17 protein-coding genes and 1 tRNA gene are annotated in these 23451 nt (G+C 71.3%); 9 read left to right on the top strand and 9 right to left on the bottom strand.

The genetic code is table 11. The features are described 5' to 3' along the window. Positions 1-67 precede the first annotated feature (67 nt). Entirely contained in the window at positions 68-598 is a 531-nt protein-coding gene (locus VB059_RS00415; RefSeq protein ID WP_323420040.1) for a YbhB/YbcL family Raf kinase inhibitor-like protein, read from the top strand. A gap of 9 nt (positions 599-607) precedes the next feature. Here VB059_RS00415 and VB059_RS00410 read toward each other — a convergent pair whose 3' ends face one another. Together VB059_RS00410 and VB059_RS00405 are read right to left on the bottom strand one after the other, a co-directional pair. Next, complete coding sequence (locus VB059_RS00410; protein ID WP_323420039.1) at positions 608-1489, bottom strand: Cof-type HAD-IIB family hydrolase; 882 nt, start codon at positions 1487-1489, stop codon at positions 608-610. A gap of 331 nt (positions 1490-1820) precedes the next feature. After that, positions 1821-2627, bottom strand: a complete 807-nt coding sequence (locus tag VB059_RS00405) for an HAD family hydrolase (protein WP_323420038.1) — start codon at positions 2625-2627, stop codon at positions 1821-1823. Positions 2628-2881: 254 nt separating this feature from the next. Here VB059_RS00405 and VB059_RS00400 point away from each other — a divergent pair, with 254 nt between their 5' ends. Together VB059_RS00400 and VB059_RS00395 are read left to right on the top strand one after the other, a co-directional pair. Beyond that, positions 2882-4048 (top strand): hypothetical protein, encoded by a 1167-nt coding sequence (locus VB059_RS00400; protein ID WP_323420037.1) that lies wholly within the window; start codon positions 2882-2884, stop codon positions 4046-4048. A gap of 177 nt (positions 4049-4225) precedes the next feature. Next, positions 4226-5335, top strand: coding sequence for an endo alpha-1,4 polygalactosaminidase (locus VB059_RS00395; RefSeq protein WP_323420036.1), 1110 nt, complete (start codon positions 4226-4228; stop codon positions 5333-5335). Positions 5336-5435: 100 nt separating this feature from the next. Here the strand turns inward: VB059_RS00395 and VB059_RS00390 are convergent, their stop codons facing one another. Beyond that, the gene (locus tag VB059_RS00390) at positions 5436-6569 is read right to left on the bottom strand and encodes a site-2 protease family protein (RefSeq protein ID WP_323420035.1); all 1134 of its coding nucleotides are present in this window, start codon (positions 6567-6569) and stop codon (positions 5436-5438) included. Between the two features lie 211 nt (positions 6570-6780). On the opposite strand from VB059_RS00390, the gene VB059_RS00385 reads away from it, so the two are divergent. Together VB059_RS00385 and VB059_RS00380 are read left to right on the top strand one after the other, a co-directional pair. Then, on the top strand, positions 6781-7884 hold the full coding sequence (locus VB059_RS00385) for a type I restriction enzyme HsdR N-terminal domain-containing protein (RefSeq protein WP_323420034.1): 1104 nt from the start codon (positions 6781-6783) through the stop codon (positions 7882-7884). 196 nt (positions 7885-8080) lie between these two features. Next, positions 8081-9001: a DUF4236 domain-containing protein gene (locus VB059_RS00380; protein ID WP_323420033.1), complete on the top strand. Its 921-nt coding sequence runs from the start codon at positions 8081-8083 to the stop codon at positions 8999-9001. Between the two features lie 234 nt (positions 9002-9235). On the opposite strand, the gene VB059_RS00375 is transcribed toward VB059_RS00380, so the two are convergent. The 5 genes from VB059_RS00375 to VB059_RS00355 form a co-directional block, all read right to left on the bottom strand. After that, complete coding sequence (locus VB059_RS00375) at positions 9236-10744, bottom strand: hypothetical protein (RefSeq protein ID WP_323420032.1); 1509 nt, start codon at positions 10742-10744, stop codon at positions 9236-9238. Beyond that, positions 10741-11481 (bottom strand): ATP-binding cassette domain-containing protein, encoded by a 741-nt coding sequence (locus VB059_RS00370; protein WP_323420031.1) that lies wholly within the window; start codon positions 11479-11481, stop codon positions 10741-10743. The genes VB059_RS00375 and VB059_RS00370 overlap by 4 nt, the downstream gene beginning before the upstream one ends. Before the next feature lie 150 nt (positions 11482-11631). Continuing rightward, the gene (locus tag VB059_RS00365) at positions 11632-12504 is read right to left on the bottom strand and encodes a hypothetical protein (RefSeq protein WP_323420030.1); all 873 of its coding nucleotides are present in this window, start codon (positions 12502-12504) and stop codon (positions 11632-11634) included. Then, positions 12497-12931 carry a BlaI/MecI/CopY family transcriptional regulator gene (locus VB059_RS00360; RefSeq protein ID WP_323420029.1) on the bottom strand — a complete coding sequence of 145 codons (435 nt, stop codon included), beginning with the start codon at positions 12929-12931 and terminating at the stop codon, positions 12497-12499. Before VB059_RS00360 ends, VB059_RS00365 begins: the two co-directional genes overlap by 8 nt. Positions 12932-13518: 587 nt before the next feature. Then, a tRNA-Ala gene (locus tag VB059_RS00355) sits at positions 13519-13591 on the bottom strand. A 632-nt stretch (positions 13592-14223) separates the two neighbouring features. Here VB059_RS00355 and VB059_RS00350 point away from each other — a divergent pair. Continuing rightward, positions 14224-16386, top strand: coding sequence for a transglycosylase domain-containing protein (locus VB059_RS00350; RefSeq protein WP_323420028.1), 2163 nt, complete (start codon positions 14224-14226; stop codon positions 16384-16386). 58 nt (positions 16387-16444) lie between these two features. Further along, positions 16445-17776: a hypothetical protein gene (locus tag VB059_RS00345; protein ID WP_416339467.1), complete on the top strand. Its 1332-nt coding sequence runs from the start codon at positions 16445-16447 to the stop codon at positions 17774-17776. A 115-nt stretch (positions 17777-17891) separates the two neighbouring features. Here VB059_RS00345 and VB059_RS00340 read toward each other — a convergent pair whose 3' ends face one another. After that, complete coding sequence (locus tag VB059_RS00340; protein ID WP_323420026.1) at positions 17892-18644, bottom strand: MOSC domain-containing protein; 753 nt, start codon at positions 18642-18644, stop codon at positions 17892-17894. 543 nt (positions 18645-19187) lie between these two features. Here VB059_RS00340 and VB059_RS00335 point away from each other — a divergent pair. After that, complete coding sequence (locus tag VB059_RS00335) at positions 19188-22187, top strand: glycine dehydrogenase (aminomethyl-transferring) (RefSeq protein WP_323420025.1); 3000 nt, start codon at positions 19188-19190, stop codon at positions 22185-22187. Between the two features lie 131 nt (positions 22188-22318). Continuing rightward, the gene (gcvT, locus tag VB059_RS00330) at positions 22319-23440 is read left to right on the top strand and encodes a glycine cleavage system aminomethyltransferase GcvT (protein WP_323420024.1); all 1122 of its coding nucleotides are present in this window, start codon (positions 22319-22321) and stop codon (positions 23438-23440) included. The last annotated feature ends 11 nt before the right edge of the window (positions 23441-23451 follow it).

Here is a 23451-nt window from a genome sequence, read left to right as displayed (position 1 = left end):
AGCTCCCGGTGACAGTCACTCGGAGCTCCCCTGACGCCCACCCGGAACACCCACTCGAGGAGGACCCATGGAGAATTCCCCGTTCGCGAAGCTGCAGGAGGTCCCGCGCTTCCGGCTCACCAGCACCGACATCGCCGAGGGCGTCGAGTTGGCGCCGCGGCACCGCTCGGGCATCATGCAGATCCCCGGTGGCGAGGACGTGTCGCCGCAGCTCAGCTGGTCCGACTTCCCGCCGGCCACCCGATCCTTCGCGCTGACCTGCTACGACCCGGACGCCCCGACCCAGTCGGGCTGGTGGCATTGGGCCGTCCTCGACATCCCGCCGGACTGCACCGCACTCCCCACCGGGGCGGGTGGGCCGGACGGGGTGGGCATGCCCGCCGGGGCGATCTCCCTGCGCAACGACGCCGGTCTGCCGGGCTACCTCGGTGCCGCGCCGCCGAAGGGTCACGGCGACCATCGCTACTTCTACATGGTGCACGCGGTCGACGTGGAGAGCCTCGGCCTCGGCCCGGACACGACGCCGGCGGCGCTCGGCTTCAACCTGTTCTTCCACTCGATCGGGCGCGCCTGGCTCACCCCGACCTTCGGTCACTGAGGCGGTCGGTCACCGGTCCCGCCCCGGGGCGCGGCCCGGCACGGTCGAGTCCGGGCCGGTCGAGTCCGGCAGAGGCGAGTCCAACAGCGCCGACAGCACTGTGATCACGCCCTGGTCGGCGTTGGACGGGGCGACGTGGCGGGCGGCGGCGAGGACGTCGGGGTGGGCGTTCGCCATGGCGTACGAGTGCTCGGCCGCGGCGAGCATCTCGACGTCGTTGAGGTAGTCGCCGAAGGCGATCGTCTCGGCGGGGCCGATGCCCATCGCCGCCTGCAGGCTGCGGACCGCGTTGCCCTTGTTGGCCCGGTCGGCCATCAGGTCGACCCAGTGGTGGCCGGAGATGACGACCCGGTGGTCGGCGCCCAGCGGGGCCAGGGCCTGCGCGGTCAGCGCGGAGCTCTCGAAGTCGAAGACGGCGATCTTCAGCACCTCGTCCTGCGGGGCCAGCACGTCGTCGACCGTCGCCAGGGCCGCGTAGTAGGGCTCGGCCTGCGACACGAAGGCTGCATCGCGGCGTTCGATGTAGGCCGACGACTTGCCGCACAGGACGACGCCGACGTCGCGGCCGGATCGGGCGAGTGCCCGGACCCGCCCGATCGCGTCCTCGACGAACGGCCGGTCGAGCGGCCTCGAGCTCAGTTCGACCTCGTCGCGGACGACGATGGAGCCGTTCTCGGCGATGAAGACCATCCCGTCGCCGGCCCGGTCGAACTGCCGGCGCAGGGTCGCGTACTGACGACCACTGGCCGGGGCGAAGGCGATGCCACGCTCCCGCATCCGGGTCAGCAGCGGCCACAGCGCGTCGGGGACATCGCCGGCCTCATCGAGCAGGGTGCCGTCCATGTCGGCGACGACGAGCCGGATCCCGGCGGGGACCGGCGGCAGCTCCACCCCGGAGCTGGGGACAGCCCCGGGGTTGCAAGCGGTGGGGACAGCCCCGAGAGCGTAGGACGCAGCAATGACCCCGGGGGTACGTGGGGTGGGCGTGGGACCCTGCGCGGAAACAGGGGTGGGGGCGAGGCGGTCGGTCACGCGATCTCTCCTGGCGCTGCCGCACCGGTCACGGTACCGCCGGTGCTGGGACGTACGTCCGCCGGGCAGGCTGCGGTGCCGGCGGGCCCCGGGCGGTCCGCACGCGCCGATTCTACGTCGTACGCCCCGGCGACCCTTCGGGCCCGTGCGTCCGGGGCCCTCGCTGCGGACGCGACGGCGGATCCGGCCCTCAGGACAACCGGCCGGCGAGGATCTGCTCGATCAGCGCGTGGGTGCTGGGCACCGCGATCTCGCAGGCGTCGCGCACCTCGGCGGGGGAGTGGGTGAGGGCGATCGGATGGTCGGCCTCGGCGTGCATGCTCAGGTCGTTCCAGGAGTCACCGATCGTCCAGACCGGCCCGTGGGCCGGGAGCAGCTCGGTCAGCAGGTGGCGCAGACCGAGGCCCTTGGTGGCGCCGGCCGGGACGATGTCGAGGAAGATCTGGTTGCGGTGCACGACCGCCCGGTCACCGGTCAGCTCGGCCAGTGAGTCCGCCAGCCGGCTGCGGTCGTCGTCGCCGGGGACCAGCAGCGGGATGCCGAACAGCTGCTGGGTCGCGACCCACGCGGCATCGGCCGGTTCGAACGCCGGCAGGATCATCGAGTGGGTCCCGGCCCGGTTGAACACCTCGTAGTCCCGCTCCATCGTCGAGGCGTAGAGTGCCAGCCGCTCCTCGCGGACCGTACGGAACACCTCGGGGAACAATGCCGGGTCGTGGGCCGTCACCGACAGGGGCACCAGGTCCCCGTCGGTGATCACCGCCCCGGTGAAGGCGATCACGTAGTCGGGCCGGGGCAGACCGGCGTGCCACACCCGGCGGGTGGCGTCGACCGACTTGCCGGTGTTGAGGACCAGGAGGTTGCCGGCCTCGGTCCAGGCCCGCAGCGCCGCCGCCTCGACCGCGGGCACCTGCCCGTCGAAGACGATCGTGCCGTCGAGGTCGCAGACCAGGACAGCGGGTCCGGCGTGCTCGGCGCTGCTCAGTTGGGGATCCACCGCATCATCCTTCGTCGGGGTGAGGTGGTCCAGCTTAGGTCAGCGCCCCGTGTGCCGATCCGCTGGGGCGGGGCAGCCGGGAGGGGCGGACGGGAGGACCGACCGGGCCGGACCGCGTCCCGGTGTCACGAACGACACGTCACGGTGACGGGGACCGGGGGTACCCTCGTCGAAAATCTCATTCAATATTCAACCGGACCGGTGACGTTCCTGCGGGATCCGCCGGCACGGGTGTGCCCCCAGAACGGACCCTGATGAACGAATCCGCGCTGCCCGCCCGCCGCCTCGACCAGCCGCTGCTCGGCATCGTCGTCCTCGTCGTGGCCGTCGCCCTCTCGCTGGGCTTCATCTCCCTGTTCTCCTGGCCCACTTTCCGCGACTGGGTGTCGTACGGCCTGGTCTGTGCGGTGCCGAGCCTGTTCGTGATCGGCGCGTTCTGGCACGCCGAGTGCCCCGGCCGGATCGGTCGCCTCGGCCAGCCCCGGCGGGGCCTGGCCTTCCTCGGGCTGGCCCTGGTCAACGCGGCCGTCATCGCCACCCTGCTCATCGCGCTGTTCGGCGGCGGGCTGACCCCGCCGACGCCGAACGTGGCCCACATCGCCATCATGGCCGTGCCGTACACCTTCCTACTGGCGGTGATCTGGGGCGGCCAGCCGTTCCGGGCGATCTCCTCGCCGGTGCTCGGCGGCTACCTGCTGATGCTCGTCGCGTACGGGCTGTCGATCGTCACCTATCTGGTGTTCGCCAACTACAGCTCCTTCGAGGGCGGCCCGGCGTACGTCGCCACTCTCGACCCGCACGGGCCGTTCGACATCTGGCCGGTGATGACCACCGTCGTCACCTCGATGGCCGCCGGGCTGCTGCTCCTGCACCTCGGCCACTGGCCGCTGACCGAGCGGATCCGGACGAACCCGACGACGGCGGCCCTCGCCTCGACCGGCCTGATCGCAGTCGTCACCGCCGTGGTCGAGGCGATCGGTGTGGGGCTGTTCGGGCTGCCCTGGCCCACCATGCTCACCGGCGTGACCGTGGCGTTCCTGTTCGGCTCCATCGTCGTGCAGAACATCCTGCAGGGCACCGTCCCGGCCCCGCGGGCCCAGCCGGCGCGCGGCCTCGTCTCGGCGCTGATCGCGGCCGTGGTGGGCGTGGCGCTCGGGCAGCTGTACGTGCTCGTCCTGCCGGCGGTCGCAGACGACGTCGCGTTCGGGGCACCCGGCTTCCAGGGCGAGGTGTGGCTGGCGTCCGCGCTGCTCGCGGTCACCTTCCCGCTGCTGGCGGTGATGAGCGACTGCTTCGCCTTCTGGCCGTTCGTCCGGGTCGACCCGGTTGCGGCACTGCCGGGGGTGTCCGGGGTTCCGGAGACCGGGGTTCCGGACATCGGTGTTCCCGAGACCGGCGTTCCCGAAGCCACGATCGACTGAGCGGTCACGGGTCTGCCGATGTACGGCTCGCCCGGTGCGCGGCTCGCCCCCATGGACCACTTGCGCGCATGGCTCACTCCGGACACGACTCGCCCCACACACGACATTGTGATCAATTTGTGATCTTTTCTGTTGTTGTCTAGGCTGACTCCGGCCCCGACCGGAAGGCAAATGATCGTGAGCCATGCACGTCGAGCGGCGTCCCGCACCCCCTGGACCACCCTGCGGGATGCTGCGCGCCCCGGCAGGACCACCCCCCACGCCACCCGGGCACTGGCGGAACCGGCCGCCCCACACCGCCGGCGCGATGTCAGGCGTGGCGCCCGCCTGGTGATGTCAGGCGTCGCGGTCGCCGCACTGGCGTCCGGCACCGCGGTCGCGATGACCCACGTCGGCAACATCCGGAAGCAGCACGCCGCCCCGGCGGTCACCACCGCCGCGGATCGTACGGCCGACCGGGCCACCAGGTCCGAGGAGCGCACCCCAACCGCGGTCTCCTCGGCGGCACCGAGCCTCACGCCGAGCGCCGCCCCCAGCGCGACGCCGAAGGCCTCCGCCACGGCGTCCACCCAAGGGGCTGTCCCGGTGTCCACGTCGGGGCGCTGGCAGCCGAAGGCCGGCGAGTCGTTCGTCATCCAGTACACCGGGACGGTCGACCTGAACCGGCCGGCGAAGGTCTACAACCTCGACTGGGAGAACACCACCGCCGCGCAGGTGCAGCAGCTCCATTCCCGGGGCGTCCACGTCATCTGCTACCTGAGCGCCGGGTCCTCCGAGAACTGGCGTCGCGACGACGCCAAGTTCCCGGCGTCGGTCAAGGGCGAGGCCCTCGACGGCTGGCCCGGCGAGAACTGGCTCGACGTACGCCGGACCGCCACACTGATGCCGATCATGGCGGCGCGGATGGACGTGTGCAAGCAGAAGGGCTTCGACGCGATCGACCCGGACAACACCGACGGCTGGTCACAGCAGACCGGCTTCGCGATCACCAAGGCCGACCAGGTCACCTACCAACGCGCGCTGGCCGACGCCGCACACCAGCGCGGTCTGGCGATCGGGCTGAAGAACGATGTGGAGCAGGTCTCCCAGATGGCCGACATCGTCGATTTCGCCGTCAACGAGCAGTGCCACGAGTACGGGGAATGCGGCGCGTACTCGAGCTTCCTCGCCTCCGGCAAGCCGGTCTACAACGTCGAGTACGCCGGCGGGTGCCCTACCGGTCGCCCGGCCGGCATGTCGTCGTACGTCGCGAAGCTCGAACTCGGCCCGGGCGGCACCATCTGCTGACCCCCGCCGTGCCGACCCGGGCCTGCGGCCCTCCGGCGCTGCCCCGGGGGCTGTTGCTCTCCCGGGTGGCTGCTGAGCCCCGGGGCGGGGGCCGCGCACGTCAGCGGTCGGCCTGTCGCGGTCGCAACTGCGCCAGATCCAGCATGCGCTGCAGGTCGGTGGGGGAGATGATGCCGACCAGCCGCCCGTCGTCGAAGACGAACGCTCGTCCATCCGGGGAACCCTGCAGCTTCTCGAGCAGCTGGGTGGCGGTGTCGTACGGGGACACCACCGGCACCTGGGCCAGCGGCACGGCCACCTGGCCCACCGTGGCGCGCTGCTCGCCGTGGGCCATCGCCGCCCGGACCCGGCGCATCGTCAGCAGGCCGACCACCCGGCCCTGCGGGTCGACGACCGGGAAGGACGTGAACCGTGAGGTCATCGCGTGGTTGACGTAGTCCTCCAGGGTCATGTCGGCCGGCAGCACCACCGGGTGCGCCGTCATCACCTGGCCCACGCGTACGTCCCGCAGGGCCGCGGACAGCAGGACGTGGGACTCCTCGGCCCGGGCCGCCCCGAACAGGAACCAGCCGATCAGCGCGAACCACAGCCCGTTGATCGGGGCGCCGGCGAAGAACAGGAAGACACCCACCGCGATCAGGGCGACACCGAAGGCGCGCCCCACGGCGGCCGCCCGCCGGGTCGCCAGGGCCCGGTCACCGCTGCGCCGCCACAGCCAGGCCCGCAGCACCCGCCCGCCGTCGAGCGGGAAGGCGGGCAGCAGGTTGAACGCGCCGAGCAGAGCGTTGATCAGCGCCAGCCACTGCGCCACCGCGATCGCCAGGGCCGGGGCCCCCAGCGCGCCGAGGGCGACCGCCACGCCGGCGAACACGGCGCCGAGCCCGAGGCTGACCAGCGGACCGATCACGCCGATGCGGAACTCATCGCTCGGCCCCTCGGCCTCCTGCTTGAGCTTCGACACCCCACCGAACACCCACAGAGTGATGCCCTCGACCTCGAGCCCCTTGTGGGTGGCCAGCAGGGCGTGGCCCAACTCGTGGGCCAGCAGGCCACCGAAGTACAGCAGTGAGGCGATGACGGCCGCCACCCACCGGGCCGTCGGGCCCGCCCCGGCGACCTGGGTGAACTGCAGGGTCGCCAGGCTCCAGGTGATCAGCAGGAAGATGATCACCACGCTCCACTGGAGTCTGATCTCGATCCCCGCGATCCGTCCCAGACGGATGTCCGCGCCCATGTCGCCACCACCTTGTGCCGGAGGAACGATCCTTTCCCTTCAGCCTACGTGGCGTCGGTACGGGCCGGAGCGGAGAGCGGGGGCTCCGCCTGTCGCGACCACGACCCGGAAGACACCTGCAGAGGCAATGATGGACATCCGGCCGTACGGTCGGAAGGACAGCCGGGACCGGACCGACGAGCGTCCCGGGCGACAAGAAGGGGGACGCATCGTGGCGTTCGAGGATGCACTGACCGATCTCGCGTCGAAGGTCTCGGAGTACCGGGAGACACTGCAGACCGAGGAAGCGACGAAGAACGCGGTCATCATGCCGTTCATCAGCCGAGTCCTCGGGTACGACGTGTTCAACCCGGCGGAGGTGGTGCCGGAGTTCATCTGCGACATCGGCACGAAGAAGGGCGAGAAGATCGACTACGCGGTCATGCGTGACGGCGTGGTCCAGATGCTCATCGAGGCCAAGCAGATCGGCACCCCGCTCACGCTCGAGAATGCGGGGCAGCTCGTACGCTATTTCCACGTCTCGAATGCCCGGATCGGCGTCCTCACCAACGGCCAGTACTGGAACTTCTACACCGACCTCGACAAGCCCAATGTGATGGACGAGAAGCCGTTCCTGCGCCTGAACCTTCTTGACGTCGACCCGTACACGCTGCCGGAACTGAAGAAGCTCACCAAGTCCACGTTCGACCTCGAGTCCGTCCTCGTCGCGGCCGAGGAATTGAAGTACGTCTCGGCGGTGAAGGCCGAGATTGCGCGCGAATTCGCCGAACCGGACGAGGACTTCATGCGTCTGTTCGCGACCCGCGTCTACGAAGGATCGTTGACGGCGAAGATGCGCGAATTCTTCCTCGGTATCACGCGCAAGGCGGCCACCCAGTACATCAATGACCGCGTGAACGAACGACTCAAGTCCGCGCTGCAGGGGCAGGGCCCGGCCATCGGCGCCGCGGTCCCGGTCCCCGACACCGCCGGTGCCGACGTCGAGGGCGACAGTGACAGCGAGACCGAGGACGCCGACCGTGGCATCGAGACGACCCAGGAGGAGCTCGAGGCCTACAACATCGTCCGGGCGATCGTCGCCTCCGAGGTGCCACTGGATCGGGTCGCCCACCGCGACACCAAGTCGTACTTCGGGGTCCTGCTCGATAACAACAACCGCAAGCCGATCTGTCGACTGCACTTCAACCGCAAGCAGAAATACCTCGGCCTGTTCGACGGCGAGAAGAACGAGACCAAGATCCCCCTCGAGCGGGTCGAGGAGATCTACGACCACGTCGACGCGCTGCGGGCGACCGTCGACGCGTACGTCGATTGAGCGAACTCGGACCGAGGATGTCGCCGGACCACGTGGGGTCGCGGGACCTGTGGGCACGTACAGCCGTGCGCCGAACCGGTTTCGTGTGAAACGTCGACCGCTCTACTCCCCGTGAGATGCTGCTGAGGGGCAGGGCAGGCCGCGGGTGTGTCATGCCGGCGACCGGCCGCCCCTGACAACTCGAGGGGGAACGGCGATGGGGTGGGGATTCCGGCGGAGCGTGAAGATCGCTCCCGGTGTACGGCTGAATCTGGGCAAGAAGAGCGCATCGGTCCGGTTCGGGGGGCGCGGGTTCGGTGTCACGAAGTCGACGACCGGCCGGACGACGGTGTCCGGAGGGATCCCGGGCACCGGTGTCTACTACCGCGAAACCGTCAAGGGTGCTGCTCCGAAGCCGCGCCGCGGGCACAGGGTGGCCGATCAGGCTGCGGGGCCCGATGAGCCGCATGGAGCCGAGGAGCCGACGTGGCCGGGCGCGGGGACGTCGGGCGTGCCGATGGCGGCCGTGGCTCCGGAGCAGTCGCCGAAGCGCAGGCCGGCCATCTGGCAGTACGTCGTCCTGGCTGCTGCCGTCGTGGCGATGATCTTCTCGCTGGCAGGCATCGCAGGGGCGGCGCTGATGCTGGCGGGTGTCGGGCTCGCGGGCTGGGCGATCGTCCAGTCCAGCGAGGTGAAGTGGCCGCTGATCGCGGCGGGTGTTGCACTGCTGGTCGCCGGCATCGGGCAGTCGAGCGCACAGGCCGAGCAGCGGCCGCCGGTGCCGACCCCTGCCGCGACGGTGACGGCGACCGTCACGGCCACCCCGACACCACCCGTCACTCCTGCGCCCACGCCCACTCCGACGCCGACGCCGACAGCACAAGCCAGTCCGTCGGCCGTTGTGGCGCCCCTCGCAGCCACGCAGACCAGCAAGGCAGCAACGAGCGGGTCCGGCAGCAGCGGGTCAGGCAGCACGAGCGGGAAGACCGGCTCCTCGAACGGCGGCACGAGCAGCAGCTCGGTGTCGTACGCGAACTGCAAAGCTGCGAAGGCCGCCGGTGCGGCGCCACTGCACCGTGGCGATCCGGGGTACTCGTCGAAGCTCGATCGTGACGGTGACGGTGTCGCCTGCGAGTAGCTCGTCGCTGATCGTCGACGGCGCCGACCCTGTCCGCCAGGTCGCGATCGCGGCCCGAGCCCCAACACGAGTCAGCCGCGATCGGCCCGACGGCTTGGGCCGGGAGGAGGACACCCTCGCCCTGTGGCCGGCGCTGACGCCCCTGCTCGCGATCCTCGCGCGAGTGGGCGCGTACCGGCTGGCAGCCCGCGGCTGGGTGGGGAGGGCGAGGATGCCCGGCGGGGTCGCCGCGTTCTACCGCGGGCGCCGCAGTGCGGATGCCACGAGCGGGGTGACCGCGGTTCCGAGGAGCAGCGCGGCCATTGCGATCAGGGCGGTGGTCGTCCGGCCGAGACTCGCCGGGGTGTGGGCCCAGGCCCAGGGCGCGTACGGCCACAAGGACGTGGCGAGCGCGCCGGCGCCGAGGACGAGGCTGACGATGAGGCCGATGCCGTTGACGGCCGCGGTGAGGCCGGGCGACCAGCGGACGGTGAGCCAGAATGCGGCGACGAGCAGCATCCACCCCACGGCGAGCGACAGTAGGGCCGCTCGGAGCGTCCGACCCGGGTCGGCGCCGGTCGCGAGGGTGAGCAGGCCGGCGATCAGGACGGTGAAGGTCAGGACGACTTCCAGGGTGAGGAGCCGCGCGAGCATGATCCGGCCGAGGCGATGCCGGGTGATGGCGATGGCGGGCCAGGCGTCGCGGGTGCTGGTCCAGCCGATGATGCCCAGCAGCACCGCCCCCACCGGCACGAGGACGAGCTCGGCGAAACCTTCGGCGTAGCCGGGGCTGCGCCAGAGCAGCACGACCCCGAGCTGGAGGACGAGGCCCGCCGGGATGAGCCAGGACAGGGGCGTACGCCGCAGTGAGCCCGGCTGCCCCAGCAGCAGCGGCGGCCGAGTGCGCCTCACGGGCCCGGCCGGGAGCGGGGCGAACGATGCCGTCGCCGCGGGCACCTCACGGGCCTGTCGCTGTGCGGACTGTGGTGCGGCGGGCCGTGCCTGGGAGTGCGGCCGGTGGAGGATGCGTCCGGCGAGCAGGTGGACGACCAGGAGGATGAGGAGCGTCGCCGCGGTCAGCAGCAGCGCCGTCGTCGGGCTCTCGACGGTGAGGGGATCGTCCGGTGCGAGCGCGATGCCGTTGGCGTGGGTGCCGAGCAGCGGGAGCACGGCGCGCACCGGCCAGGCGGGCGGGATCAGCATCCACTGCGGGTGCTCGGCGGTGAGGACGCCGGCGAGCGTCCAGACGGCCGCCAGGATCAGTACGGCGGCGGTGCCCCAGTGGGCGGCGAGGAGCTCGAGCACCGGGTACAGCACGATCGCGCCCAGGGTGAGTGCCCCGGCGAGCGCGAGCAGTCGTGCGGTGGGGAAGGTCGCAGGAGCGGCGAGACGACCGATGACGGCGGCGGGGGCGAGCACGAGCAGATTCGTGAACGCCACCACCACAGCACAGACGAGCATCCGGCACAGCCCTGCGGTGACGGGGCTCCCGGGCCGCCACCAGGCTCCGCCGCCGCGGGCACGGCGCTCACGGATGTGCACCAGGGCGAGCAGCAGCGCCGCGGCGGGCCCGGAGAGGCTGGTCGCCCACATCACGGCTCCCGCGATCAGGCTGTTCCACCCGGTCGTGGCTCCGGTGGCCCGGACGATCACGACCTGCACGGTCCCGAACGCCAGGCCGAGCAGAGGGACGATCCATGCTCCCGAGCGTGGCCAGCGGCGGATCTCGGCCAGCAGCATCCCGCTCATCGCACGGCCGCTCATCGTACGGCCTTGCGGGTCACGGCCTCACGGGTCTCGGTGAGGGTGAAGTAGGCGCGTTCGAGGTCTCCGTCGGGTGCGAGCCGCGTCAGCGGCCCCTCGTATTGCAGGCGTCCGGCGGCGAGGACGCCGATGTCGTCGGCGATCTGCTCGACCTCGCCCAGCACGTGGCTGCTCACCAGCACTGCGCGGCCCGCGTCTGCGAGGTCGCGCAGGAGTCCGCGCAGCTCGCGGATGCCCTCGGGGTCCAGGCCGTTCTGGGGTTCGTCGAGGATCAGCAGTTCCGGGTCGCCGAGCAGCGCGATCGCCAGCGCGAGGCGCACCTTCATCCCGGTGGAGAACCTGGCGGCTGCCCGCCGCCCCGTGTCCGCGAGCCCGACCGCGGCGAGCACGTCGCGCACACGGTCGGGTCCGACACCGAGCAGAGCGGCGTGCACCTGCAGGTTCTGGGTCGCGGACAGGTGGCCGTAGAGCGCCGGCCCGTCGATCGAGGCGCCGACCCGGGCCAGGCTCGTCCGGGCGAACGGGGAACCGAACAGCCGCACCTGCCCACTGGACGGAGTGAGGAGCCCGACGAGGAGCTTCATCGTCGTGGACTTCCCGGCACCGTTGCGGCCCAGCAGCCCGTACACCCGGCCGGGCCGGACCCGCAGGTCCAGGCCGGTGAGCACCGGACTGCGCCGGTACCCGTAGGACACATCGACCAGTTCCGCCACCGGCGTCGCCTGAGAAGAAGTCATTGTTCCATCCTTTTTGCTACATCCTGTAGCAGGTTGACTTGCGGGTCGCCCGTGTGCAGACACGGGTGGGGTGGTGCCGTACCGCGATGCAGTGTCGTACGGGTGGGGTGGTGCCGTACGGGAAGGCGGTGTTTGCGGGGGAGGTGGGGGTCAGAGGAGCAGTAACCAGAGCGGCACGATCACCGTGCTCACCGCCGCCACGGCCCGGGTCAGGGTCGGGTCGGAGCCGTGCGCGAGAGTCGCGACGCGCTGCTCGGCGCCACCCGGGCTGCCGAAGCCGAGGGCGGGGGTGGGGGCGGATGCAGGCGTCCGCGTGCTTGCGGCGTCGATGATGGCGCGGGCGACCCGGAGGCGGCCGTGTCGGCGAGCAGCCGTGGCGTCGGCGGATTCTTCCAGCGCATCGCGCAGATCCTCCAGCAGGCGCGCCGACCCGGGGATCCACCACCACAGCACCAGCGCGGCGCGGGCGAGCAGGAGCAGCAGCGGATGCCGCCCCCGGGCATGCGCCTGCTCATGACGCAGGATGACCGCACCGTGCTCGCCCTCCCACACGTCGGAGGAGAGGAGCACTCGCGTACGCCACAGGCCGACCGTGAGGGCGACGCCACGACCGGGCACGAGGATGAAACCCGACGGATGTGCCTCGCCTTCCAGTCCGGTGAGTGCTCGGGTCTGACGGGCCGCGCGGACCGTCAGGACGATGAGCGCGGCAGAGGGCACCAGGAGCAACGCGTCAGTCACCAGGATGGCGACGATCTGGGCGATCCATGCGGACGGTGCCGGGTAGTTCGCCATACCCCACGCGATCGGCGCACGCCACGGCACCGGCAGATGCGGTGCCAGCGCCGGAACGTACGGCACCGCGATCGCGGCCACCGGCAGCACCGTTATCGCGAACAGCACCGCGGCGCGAGCTCGCGGGTCCACGTGCTGCAGCGATGAGCGGGAGGCTGCCCAGATCGCCCGCAGCAGGAGCGGCGCGAGCAGGAGCACGACCTGTGGGTACAGCAGCAGCTCAGTCATCGCCGTCCTCCGCTTCCATCTCGCGGAGCATCTGACGCAACCTGGCCAGTTGGGCAGGATCCTGTCGGGCGCGATCCACGAAGAACGACACGGCCAGGTCACCGTGGCGGTCGAGCAGCTCATCGACCGCGCCCCGGGTGACGAGCGCTTCGGTCTCTGCTCTCGTACGGACCGGCGAGTAGATGAACTGCCGACCCTCGCGCTCGCGGGTCAGCTCCCCCTTGACCACCAACCGCTCCATGATCGTCTTCACCGTGCTGTAGGCGATCTGCTGGCCATCACGTACCAACTCCGAGTGGACCGTCCGGACGTCCACCGGGGCATCCCGCCAGACGCGCTCCATCACCCGCAGCGCGAGCGGGCCGTAGCGGCCGGACAGGCCGGAAGGATGATCATCGGACCCGGAAGCGCGATCATCGGACGACATGCGACACACTGTAGCAGAAGGTGTGCATCTGGGTGATGGGCCAGACGCTGCGGGACCTTCAGACGCTGCGGGAAATGTGCATACGCGGCGGGACTTCCGGTCGCGTTCGGTATTCCCTGCAGCGTCTGGCACTGGCGCATCGTTTGGCGGAGACGCCGTGCACTTCTGCCGAGCTGTGTGATGTCGCCCGGGTTTCGATCCGGATGTCGCGCGGCAGTCCATCGACATGCCGGCCCGCGCGTAGGTCACGGCGAAGACGATCAGCTGAGGGCCGTCATGCGTGATCAGGGGCCCGAACCGAGTCCCGGATGACATGCGCCCGGCGAGGTCGGCTCGGCACCAGATCCATGTCAGAGATACCCACACCGGAGAGCCGCCGAGGGCTCGGCGCGAAACGGGCCACTCCGGGTGCAGAACTTCTCAGCGATTGCCCCTTGAGCCAGTAGTCTTCCGCCGGAAGGCGTGGCCGACCGACAGCTGGCCGGCGGCCACCGGACATTCGGGACGAGTCCTGACCGTGTCGCGTCCCGGCCACGTGCAGAGGCCCTCTCCCGTTCGGGAAAGGGCCTCTGACAAAGGGAAAAACGTGGAGCACAGGGGACTCGAACCCCTAACCCCCGCCTTGCAAAAGCGGTGCGCTGCCAGTTGCGCCAGTGCCCCTTGTTGAGTTGTCCGGGCCAACGCAGGTGTGTCACCCGCTGCGTCGATGTCCCGAGCGCGGCGTACGACGTACGCGACGACCACCTACGATACGGGACCATCGGCAGGTTGCCCAAACGGTGCGCCACCGCAGACCGCCGGGACGGCGCGCCCATCCCGTGCACGCGGACGGGGCCTGTGACCATCCCGCGATCGGCCAGCGGGCCAGCGTGCGGCGGAGGACCCGATGCTTGGTGACCCGGTTGGCCGCGCCAGGTGCACATCCGACGAGCGGCGACCCGATGTGCTCAAGGCGTACGCTCGGCCACGTTCCCGGCAGCAGGGCCCCGGGCACCATGGCGGGCCTGCACCTGAGGACCGGATGCCCCCGATGACGCCACCCCGCGGTGCCGATCCGGCCACATCTCTCAGGGTGTGGTTCGGTCCGGCTGCGGTGCCGACCTATTCTGTACCCCAAGTGGCACTGTGTCCACGAGAAGCAATCCGTCCTGCCTGACGTGGAGGTGCCTCGCCATCACCGGGTCGGCAGCCGACCGCCGAGGACATCCATGGATCACAAGACCCCGCAACCGCGACCCGCGGCACGTGGTTCCCGCCGAGGACCCGCCGCGAAGACGTCGAGGTGGCGGAGGATGGCCCTCTGGCAGAAGATCCTCACGGTTCTGGTCTCGGGCGTCCTCGCGGTCGTGTTGGTCGGCGGCGTCGCGTTCGCCGGGCTCTACGCGACCACGAAGGTGCCCGATCCGAACGCGGACTTCCAGACCAACACCACCTACCTCTACTACGGCGACGGTACGACGCAGCTGTCCGATCTGGCGGTGCAGAACCGGACGAGCCTGACGTACGACCAGATCCCGAAGGCGATGAAGGACGCCCAGGTGGCGGCCGAGGACCGGACGTTCTGGACCAACCCGGGCATCTCGCCGATGGGCATGCTGCGTGCGTTCATCGCGATCGCGTCCGGCAAGGATGTGCAGGGCGGCTCGACGATCACCCAGCAGTACATCAAGCTGATGTACCTGACGCCGCAGAAGACGGTCTCCCGCAAGGTGAAGGAGGTCATCCTCGCGCTCAAGCTGAGCGATCGGCTGAGCAAGGAGGAGATCCTCACCAACTACCTCAACACCGTCTACTTCGGTCGGGGTGCGTACGGTGTGCAGGCCGCGTCGCAGGCGTGGTTCGGCATCGATGCGAAGGACCTCAGCATCGGCCAGGCGGCGGTCCTCGCCTCGGTGGTGCAGAACCCGAGCATCCTCGACCCGAAGGTCGACCCCGACAACATGTCGCGGCTCAAGGCCCGCTACGAGTACGTGCTGTCCGGCATGCTCGACGAGAAGTCCATCACCCAGGACCAGTACAACCAGTTCACCGGCAAGCTGCCGGACCTGCCGACGGTCAAGGTGAACCCGCGCTACCAGGGCCCGAAGGGCTTCCTGGTGAACATGGCCGAGCAGGAGCTCGCCTCGCTGGGCTTCACCGATGCGCAGATCAACGGCGGCGGCCTGCGGGTGACGACCACCTTCGACCAGAAGAGCCAGGCGGCGGCGGAGAAGTCCGCGCAGGCCAACGAGGCCCAGGCCAATGCGGCCGCGAGGTCGCGCGGCTCGAAGGCCTCGGCGGTGCACGCCGCGATCGCTTCGGTCGACACCTCCAACGGTGAGCTGATCGCCCTGTACGGCGGCGACGACTTCGTCAAGAACTCCCGCAACTGGGCATCCACCGCCCGGATGACCGGCTCGACCTTCAAGACGTTCGGCCTGATCGCCGGCCTGCGCGACGGCTTCACCCTCGACTCCACCTTCCAGGGCAACACCTTCACCCCGCGGGGCGAGTCCGAGACGGTCCGCAACGAGTTCAATCAGCAGTACGGTCCGGTGTCGCTGCGCACCGCGACCGCCCAGTCGATCAACACGGCGTTCGTCGACATGGTGTCGCAGATGGACCACGGCCCGCAGAAGGTGATCCAGGCGGCCAATGACGCCGGCGCCCCGAAGGCCGGCGCCTGGGACGCGTACAACCGCATCGTCCTCGGTTTCGCCGAGGTCAGCCCGGTCAACATGGCCAACGCGTACGCCACCCTCGCCAACAGCGGCAAGCAGAATCAGGTGCACGTCATCCGCGAGGTCAAGGACCGCGACGGCAACGTCCTCTACCAGGCCGCCCCCGCCAACAAGCAGACGGTCGAGCAGAACGTCGCCGCCTCCACCACCAGCGCCCTGCAGTCGGTGGTGAACGAGGGCACCGGCGCCAAGGCGTCCGCCCTCGGCCGGCCGGTCGCCGGCAAGACCGGCACCGCCGGTGTCGGCAACGACATCGCCTCCGCCTGGTTCGTCGCCTACACCAAGCAGATCTCCACCGCCGTGATGTACGTCGCCGGTGACGACGGCCAGAGCGACCTCGACCCGTACCGCCAGGCGGGCACCCAGACGTTCTTCGGGGCCGGGTTCCCGGCGTCGACCTGGCTGTCGTACATGCAGGTGGCCAGCCAGGGCCTGCCCACCCAGAGCTTCGACGCCCCGGCCAACGCCGTCGCGCGGCGCACGGCGACCCCGCTGCCGGTCGCTACGCCCAAGCAGACCGCCTCGGCACCGGCCAGCCAGGCGCCGAGCACCGCCCCGAGCAGCACCCAGCCGACCTCCGGCGCCTCGTCGAAGGAGCCGAGCACGCCGCCGAGCACCGGCACCGGCAATGGCGGCGGCTCCGGCTCCGGGGGAGGCGCCGGCGCCGGCGGCGGGACAGGCGCCGGGTCGGGCAACGGCGGTGGCAAGGGCTCGGGCACGACGACCGGTGGCTGATCCGGTGCCGCCGACCGGGCGCGGTGAGATCGGTCCGGCCGGCGTGGAGCGGCAGGGGATCGGTCCCGCCGGGACCGCGGCGGCTCGCCCTGGTCGGGACGCCGGCGCCACCGCCCCGGCGCGGACCGGTCGGGCCTGGCTCGTGCCGGCCTGGATCGGCAGTCGTACGCTGCTGCTCGGCACGCTGCTGGTGACGGCGGCGATCAACGGCTGGAGCGTCGGCGGGGTCCTCGGCAACTGGGACGTGGCGCACTTCGCGCGGATCGCCCGGCAGGGCTACGCGCCCGACCCTCGGGAGATGGCGTTCTTCCCCGGTCTGCCGCTACTGATGCGGCTGGGGTCCGCCGTCGGCCTGGCCCCCGAGATCACCGGCGTCCTGCTCTGCCTGGTCGGGTCCGCCCTCGCCGCCTGGGCGCTGGCGCGGATCGTCGACGGGGCGGGAGACGCGGCGCCGCGGGGCGCCGGGCCGGCGACCACAGCGCTGCGTGATGCCCGGGACGCCGCGCCAGGGGTGTCGGCGGGCACCTGGGCCGCGGTCGCCTGGCTGATCGCCCCGACCGCCGTCTTCACCGTCGTCGGTTACACCGAGGCGCTCTTCTGCGCGGCCGCCTTCTGGGCCTGGGAACGCGCCCGCTCCGAGCGGTGGGCCGCAGCCGCCGGTCTCGCCGCCGTCGCGACGACCTTCCGGGTCTCCGGCCTGTTCCTGATCGGCGCCCTCGCGATTCTCGCCCTGAGCCGCCCGGCGGACCGTACGCTCCCCGTCATCGCCCGGCTGCGCGGCGTGGTGACCCGGCTGGCCTGGCTGCTGGTCCCGCTCGCGGTGCTGGCGGCGTACGTCTGGTACCTGTGGTCGCTCACCGGCTCGTGGACCGCCTGGTTCGCGGCGCAGCAGGCCGGCTGGCAGCGGACGTTCACCCTGCCCTGGGACTCGATCAGCGCCACCCTCACCGCCGTACGGCCCGGCGGCTACGCCGACGCGAACGGGTGGGGCTGGATGTTCCGCTACGAGCTGGTGTCCTTCGCCGTGGGCCTGCTGACCACCGGCTGGATGCTGCGCCGGCGCCGCTGGGCCGAGGCGGCCTGGGTCGGCGTGCAGCTCCTCGCGTTCTCGTTCTCGCCCTGGCTGATGTCGGTCAACCGGGCGGTGCTGCTGTGGTTCCCCACCTGGATGATCATCGGCGAACTGGTGTCCCGGGCGGCGGGGCCCGCAGCGCCGGCGGAGGCCTCCCCGGTGGCCGGTGCAGGCGCTCCGGTCCGGGCCGGTCGGGGTCGGGTGCGGGCAGGTCAGGTCCGGGTCGGTCGGGTGGTCGTCGCGCTCGCGGGGGCCGGGTCGGTGCTGATGATGGTGTGGTGGGCGTGGATGTTCGCCACCGGCCAGTGGTCCAGCTGAGCGCACGCCGTTCACCGCGGGCCGGCGCTGAAGCGGGGCCGGCTGTCGCTTCCTGGCTGGCCGCCCTCTGATCAGGTGCCCTCTGATCAGGTGCCCTCCGGTCAGGTGCCATCGGTCAGGCTCCCGGAGAGCGGTTGACCGCGGCCCGGGCCTTCTTGAGCATGTCGGGCTGGATGTCGGCAGGGGCGTACGTCGCCAGGAACTCCGCCGCTTTGTCGGCCGGCATCGCCGGTCGGAACGCCTCCCCGATGCTCAGCCCGTGCGCCGGCCGGTGCACCACCTCGACCGGCAGGCCGGCCCGGACCGTGCCGGGAGTGATCACCTCGGCCAACGCGCCCGGGTGACCGAGATCGGCGAACCGGCGCACCCACGACTCCTCACCGACCCATCGCTGGAAGGTCGCGCACGGCACGCGCGGCTCGGTGAACGCGATCTCGACATCGCCGATCCGCCAGCGTTCGCCGAGCAGCACCTCGCTCATCGACACTCCCGACACCCGGAAGTTCTCGCCCATCCAGCCCACCGGTGGCGTACGGTCCGGGACCCCCGGGGTGCGCTCCCGGCTCGCCTCCGACGTCCCGACCGGGACCTCTCGCATACGAGCCGGGACCTCGACGGGAAAGGCAGGGGCACCCGGCGTCCTCGTCAGGAGCGTCTCCACCACAGCGGCGTCCTCGTCGGAGACGACGTACACCGCGCGGAACCTACCGCCGTGGTGCGTGGTGTCGCAGATCGTGTCGCCGACCACCTGCAGCGGACCGACCTCCACCGGACCGTCGACCGGCCGCTTGTCGATCCCCGTACGACCCACCCGGCCCGCGTCGGGGAGGATCTCATGGACGACGCAGACGTGTTCGAGGCGGACCATGGCGCCATGATACGGAGTGCGGTACCAGCGATCCCCGCCCTCACAACCGAGCGGTGCCGGCGATCCCCGCTCTTACACGGAGTGCGGTGCCGGTGATCCCCGGCCTCACAACGGGCGACCGGACCCACCCGGGCACGTCCCGTCGCAGGGATCGCTGCCGAGAGCCTTTGCCGACAGGCCTGTTCGACGTGTTCCTGTCGACGTATATTGACCTCCATCGCCGATGCCGGCGATGCCTTTCCAACCGCGCATCTTGTCGACCTGCACAGCATTTTCGAACTACACAGCTTTGTCGAACTGTCATCCCTATTCGAACCGCTCAGCGCTTTCCGACCGCACAGTCCTTTCGAACGGCAAGATCCGAACTGCCATCCCTTTCGAGCTGCGCTGCCCTGCAGCGCTGCTGCGGCAGGAGATTCCTGCACACGAGAGTGAGCAGGCGTCCAGGAGCACCACGTCCCCGGGATCCTCTCCGCTCCCCACCACCGAGCGGGGAGGAACCCAGCCGTTGCCGGCCCGGCCGGCCTGCCTCCGGAATCCCTCATGAACCTTGCCCAGTCAGCGACCTTCGTCGACCGGCACATCGGTGTCCGCCGGGACGAGGACATCTCCCGCATGCTCGACACCATCGGGTGTGACAGTCTCGACGCGTTGGCCGTGGCGGCGATCCCCGACAGCATCAAGCAGGAGACTCCGCTGGCCCTCGGCCCGGCCCACAGCGAGTCCGAGGTGCTCGCCGAGCTGCGCCGCCTCGCTGCGCTGAACAAGCCGAGGGTGCAGATGATCGGGCAGGGCTACTACGACACCGTCACCCCCGCCGTGATCCGCCGCAACGTGGTCGAGGACCCCGGCTGGTACACCTCCTACACGCCGTACCAGCCGGAGATCTCCCAGGGCCGGCTGGAGGCCCTGCTGAACTTCCAGACCGTGGTCGAGGACCTCACCGGCCTCGAGATCGCCAACGCGTCCCTGCTCGACGAGGCGACCGCGGTGATGGAGGCGGTGCTGCTGATGCGTCGGGCCAACAAGGACAAGCAGGCGGCCGGGGGACGTACGGTCCTCGACGCGGAGCTGTTCCCGCAGTCGCTCGCCGTCGTCCGCGGCCGCGCCCACGCGCTCGGCTTCCGGATCGAGGTCGCGGACCTGACCCAGGGGCTGCCGGCGGGCCCGATCAACGGCCTGGTCCTCCAGCTCCCGGGCGCCTCCGGCCGGGTCACCGATGCCACCGGGCTGATCGCCGCGGCCCAGGAGCGCGGGGCGATGGTCACCGTCGCCACGGACCTGCTGGCCCTCACGCTGATCACCTCCCCCGGTGAGCAGGGCGCCGACATCGCTGTCGGCAGCGCGCAGCGCTTCGGCGTGCCGTTGTTCTACGGCGGTCCGCACGCCGCGTTCATGGCCGTGCGCAAGGGGCTGGAACGCCAGCTGCCGGGCCGGCTCGTCGGGGTGTCCGTCGACGACGCCGGGCGGCCCGCGTACCGTCTCGCGCTGCAGACCCGCGAGCAGCACATCCGCCGGGAGAGGGCGACCTCCAACATCTGCACCGCCCAGGCACTGCTCGCCGTCGTCGCCGCGATGTACGCGGTCCATCACGGCCCCGAGGGCCTGCGCGCGATCGCCGAGCGCACCCACGGCCACGCCGTGACGCTGGCCGCGGCCCTTGCCGCCGCCGGCGTCGAGGTCGTGCACCGCAGCTTCTTCGACACGCTCACGGTCCGGGTGCCCGGCCGGGCGGCCACGTACGTCGCCGCCGCGGAGGCCGCGGGAATCAACCTGCGGCCGGTCGACCCCGACACCGTCGGCATCTCCTGCGACGAGACGACCACCGCGGAGATCATCGACATCGTCGCCGGCGTCTTCGGCGCCCGGCGCCCGGCCCCGGACAGCCCGGTTCTGGACGCCCTGCCCCCGGACAGCTCGACCTCGGACGGCCTGCCCCCGGACGCCTCGGTCCCGGACGCCTCGGTCCAGGACAGGCCGGTCGCCGTCGGCTCCATCGGTGCCAGCGCGGCGCCGGACGGCTCGTACGACGGGGTGTTCGCCCTCGACCCGGCGGTCCGGCGGACCAGTCCCTACCTGCAGCACCCGGTCTTCCACTCGTACCGCTCGGAGACCCAGCTGATGCGCTACCTGCGGCGGCTCGCCGACCGGGACCTGGCACTGGACCGGACGATGATCCCGCTCGGCTCGTGCACGATGAAACTGACCGCGGCGGTCGAGATGGAGCCGATCAGCTGGCCCGAGTTCGCCGGGATCCACCCGTACGCCCCGGATGCCCAGACCGAGGGCTGGCGCACCCTGATCGCCGACCTCGAGCAGAGCCTGGCGACGATCAGCGGCTACGACCGGGTCTCCCTCCAGCCCAATGCCGGCTCCCAGGGTGAGCTCGCCGGGCTGCTGGCGATCCGCGGCTACCACGCCTCGCGCGGCGAGGGCCGGCGCGACGTGTGCCTCATCCCCGCCTCCGCGCACGGCACGAACGCCGCCTCCGCGGTGCTCGCCGGGATGAAGGTCGTGGTCGTCGCCACCGCCGACGACGGCGCGATCGACGGGGCCGACCTGACCGCGAAGCTCGAGGCCCACCGGGATCGACTCGCCGCGATCATGATCACCTACCCGTCGACGTACGGCGTCTACGACGCCGACGTCCGCGACGTGTGCGACGCGGTGCACGCCGCCGGCGGCCAGGTCTACGTCGACGGGGCGAACCTCAACGCTCTGGTCGGCCTCGCCCGGCCGGGCCGGTTCGGCGGCGACGTCTCCCACCTGAACCTGCACAAGACCTTCTGCATCCCGCACGGCGGCGGCGGTCCGGGGGTGGGCCCGATCGGCGTCCGCGAGCACCTGGCGCCGTTCCTGCCGGCCGACGCCGCGCACTGGTCCGGTGCGGACCTGGACCACGGTCTGCCGGTGTCGGCCTCCCGTTACGGCTCGGCCGGTGTGCTGCCGATCTCCTGGGCGTACCTGCGGCTGATGGGCGGTGCGGGCCTGACCGCGGCGACAATGTCGGCGCTGCTCGCGGCGAACCACCTCGCCAAGCGGCTCGACCCGTACTTCCCGGTCCTCTACACCGGTCAGGGCGGCCTCGTCGCGCACGAGTGCATCCTCGACCTGCGCGAGCTCACCGCCCGGACCCGGGTCACCGCCGAGGACGTCGCCAAGCGGCTGATCGACTTCGGCTTCCACGCGCCGACCCTCGCGTTCCCGGTGCCCGGGACGCTGATGGTCGAGCCGACCGAGTCGGAGGACCTCGGCGAGCTGGAGCGCTTCGTCGACGCGATGATCACGATCCGCGCCGAGATCGACCGGGTCGCCGCCGGCGAGATCGCCGTCGCCGACTCGCCGCTGCGCCGCGCGCCGCACACCGCGGCGGCGGTCGTCAGCTCCGAGTGGGACCGCCCGTACAGTCGCGAGCAGGCCGCCTTCCCGGGGCGTACGTCGCGCCAGGACAAGTACTTCGCCCCCGTCGGGCGGATCGACCAGGCCGCGGGCGACCGCCACCTGGTCTGCGCCTGCCCGCCCGTCGAAGCCTTCCAGGACTGATGGGCCGCCCCGCCCCGTCCCCCTGTCCCGGCTCGTCCCGTCCCGCTCAGACCCGTCCCCTGTCCCGGCCCATTCCGCCCCGTTCCGTCCCCCTCGGGTCCGACCCGACCCGTCCGCCCATCGGAGGATCCATGGCTCAGCACCGCACCGCTCTGCATGCCGTGCACGAGCGTCTCGGCGCCCACTTCACCGACTTCGGCGGCTGGCAGATGCCGCTCCGGTACGGCTCCGAACTCGCCGAGCACCGTGCCGTCCGCGAGGCGGCCGGCCTGTTCGACCTCTCCCACATGGGCGAGGTCCGGGTCGCCGGCCCGGGCGCCGGTACGTTCCTCGACCACGCCCTGGTCGGGCGGCTCTCGGCCATCGCGGTCGGCAGGGCGAAGTACTCGCTGATCTGCGCCGCGGACGGCGGCATCCTCGATGACCTGATCGTCTACCGGCTCGCCGAGGACGACTACCTGGTGGTGCCCAATGCGAGCAACACCGCCACCGTCGTCACGGCGCTGGGCGAGCGGGCCGCCGGCTTCGATGTCACCGTCCACGACGCCTCCGCACAGACCGCCCTGATTGCCGTCCAGGGCCCGCGGGCCGCCTCGATCCTGCTCGCGCTGCTGTCCGCCGAGGACGCCGGACGGGTCGGCCCGCTGAAGCACTACGCCTGCCTGCGGGCCACCGTCGCCGGGACATCGGCGCTGGTCGCCCGCACCGGCTACACCGGCGAGGACGGCTTCGAGCTCTTCGTCCCCACCGCAGCTGCACCGGCGCTGTGGGCCGCACTCGAGGGGGTCGGACAGGGCGCCGGGCTGGTGCCCTGCGGGCTCGCCTGCCGCGACTCGCTGCGGCTCGAGGCGGGCATGCCCCTCTACGGCAACGAACTCTCCCGGGAGGTCTCGCCGTACGAGGCGGGTCTCGGCGGCGTCGTCGCGCTGGCCAAGGAGGGCGACTTCGTCGGCCGCGCCGTGCTGCAGCGGCAGCAGGACGCCGGCGTCGGCACCACGACGGGGCGGCGACTGGTCGGCCTGCGCGGCCTCGGCCGCCGGGCGGCCCGGAGCCACTACCCGGTGCTCAAGGACGGCGTCGCGGTGGGCGAGGTGACCTCGGGCCAGCCCAGCCCGACACTCGGCCACCCGATCGCCCTGGCGTACGTCCCGGTCGGGCTCAGCGCGCCCGGCACCCGCCTCGACGTCGATCTGCGCGGTCGCCCCGAGCCCTTCGAGGTCGTCGCACTACCGTTCTATCGGCGGCAGCAGTAGGCCGGAACCCA

It is taken from the genome of Raineyella sp. (genome assembly GCF_034933565.1).
In the GTDB taxonomy this organism is placed as follows: domain Bacteria; phylum Actinomycetota; class Actinomycetes; order Propionibacteriales; family Propionibacteriaceae; genus Raineyella.
Note: the sequence above shows the minus strand (reverse complement) of the source record. Positions and strands in the feature narration are given on the sequence as shown.

Coding starts and splice junctions, on each gene's coding strand:
- VB059_RS00365 (WP_323420030.1), bottom strand. CDS start 12,504: ATGACTGAGCTGCTGCTGTACCCACAGGTCGTGCTCCTGCTCGCGCCG.
- VB059_RS00370 (WP_323420031.1), bottom strand. CDS start 11,481: ATGACTTCTTCTCAGGCGACGCCGGTGGCGGAACTGGTCGATGTGTCC.
- VB059_RS00350 (WP_323420028.1), top strand. CDS start 14,224: ATGGCCCTCTGGCAGAAGATCCTCACGGTTCTGGTCTCGGGCGTCCTC.
- VB059_RS00400 (WP_323420037.1), top strand. CDS start 2,882: ATGAACGAATCCGCGCTGCCCGCCCGCCGCCTCGACCAGCCGCTGCTC.
- VB059_RS00380 (WP_323420033.1), top strand. CDS start 8,081: ATGGGGTGGGGATTCCGGCGGAGCGTGAAGATCGCTCCCGGTGTACGG.
- VB059_RS00390 (WP_323420035.1), bottom strand. CDS start 6,569: ATGGGCGCGGACATCCGTCTGGGACGGATCGCGGGGATCGAGATCAGA.
- VB059_RS00340 (WP_323420026.1), bottom strand. CDS start 18,644: ATGGTCCGCCTCGAACACGTCTGCGTCGTCCATGAGATCCTCCCCGAC.
- VB059_RS00415 (WP_323420040.1), top strand. CDS start 68: ATGGAGAATTCCCCGTTCGCGAAGCTGCAGGAGGTCCCGCGCTTCCGG.
- VB059_RS00335 (WP_323420025.1), top strand. CDS start 19,188: ATGAACCTTGCCCAGTCAGCGACCTTCGTCGACCGGCACATCGGTGTC.
- gcvT (WP_323420024.1), top strand. CDS start 22,319: ATGGCTCAGCACCGCACCGCTCTGCATGCCGTGCACGAGCGTCTCGGC.
- VB059_RS00360 (WP_323420029.1), bottom strand. CDS start 12,931: ATGTCGTCCGATGATCGCGCTTCCGGGTCCGATGATCATCCTTCCGGC.
- VB059_RS00375 (WP_323420032.1), bottom strand. CDS start 10,744: ATGAGCGGCCGTGCGATGAGCGGGATGCTGCTGGCCGAGATCCGCCGC.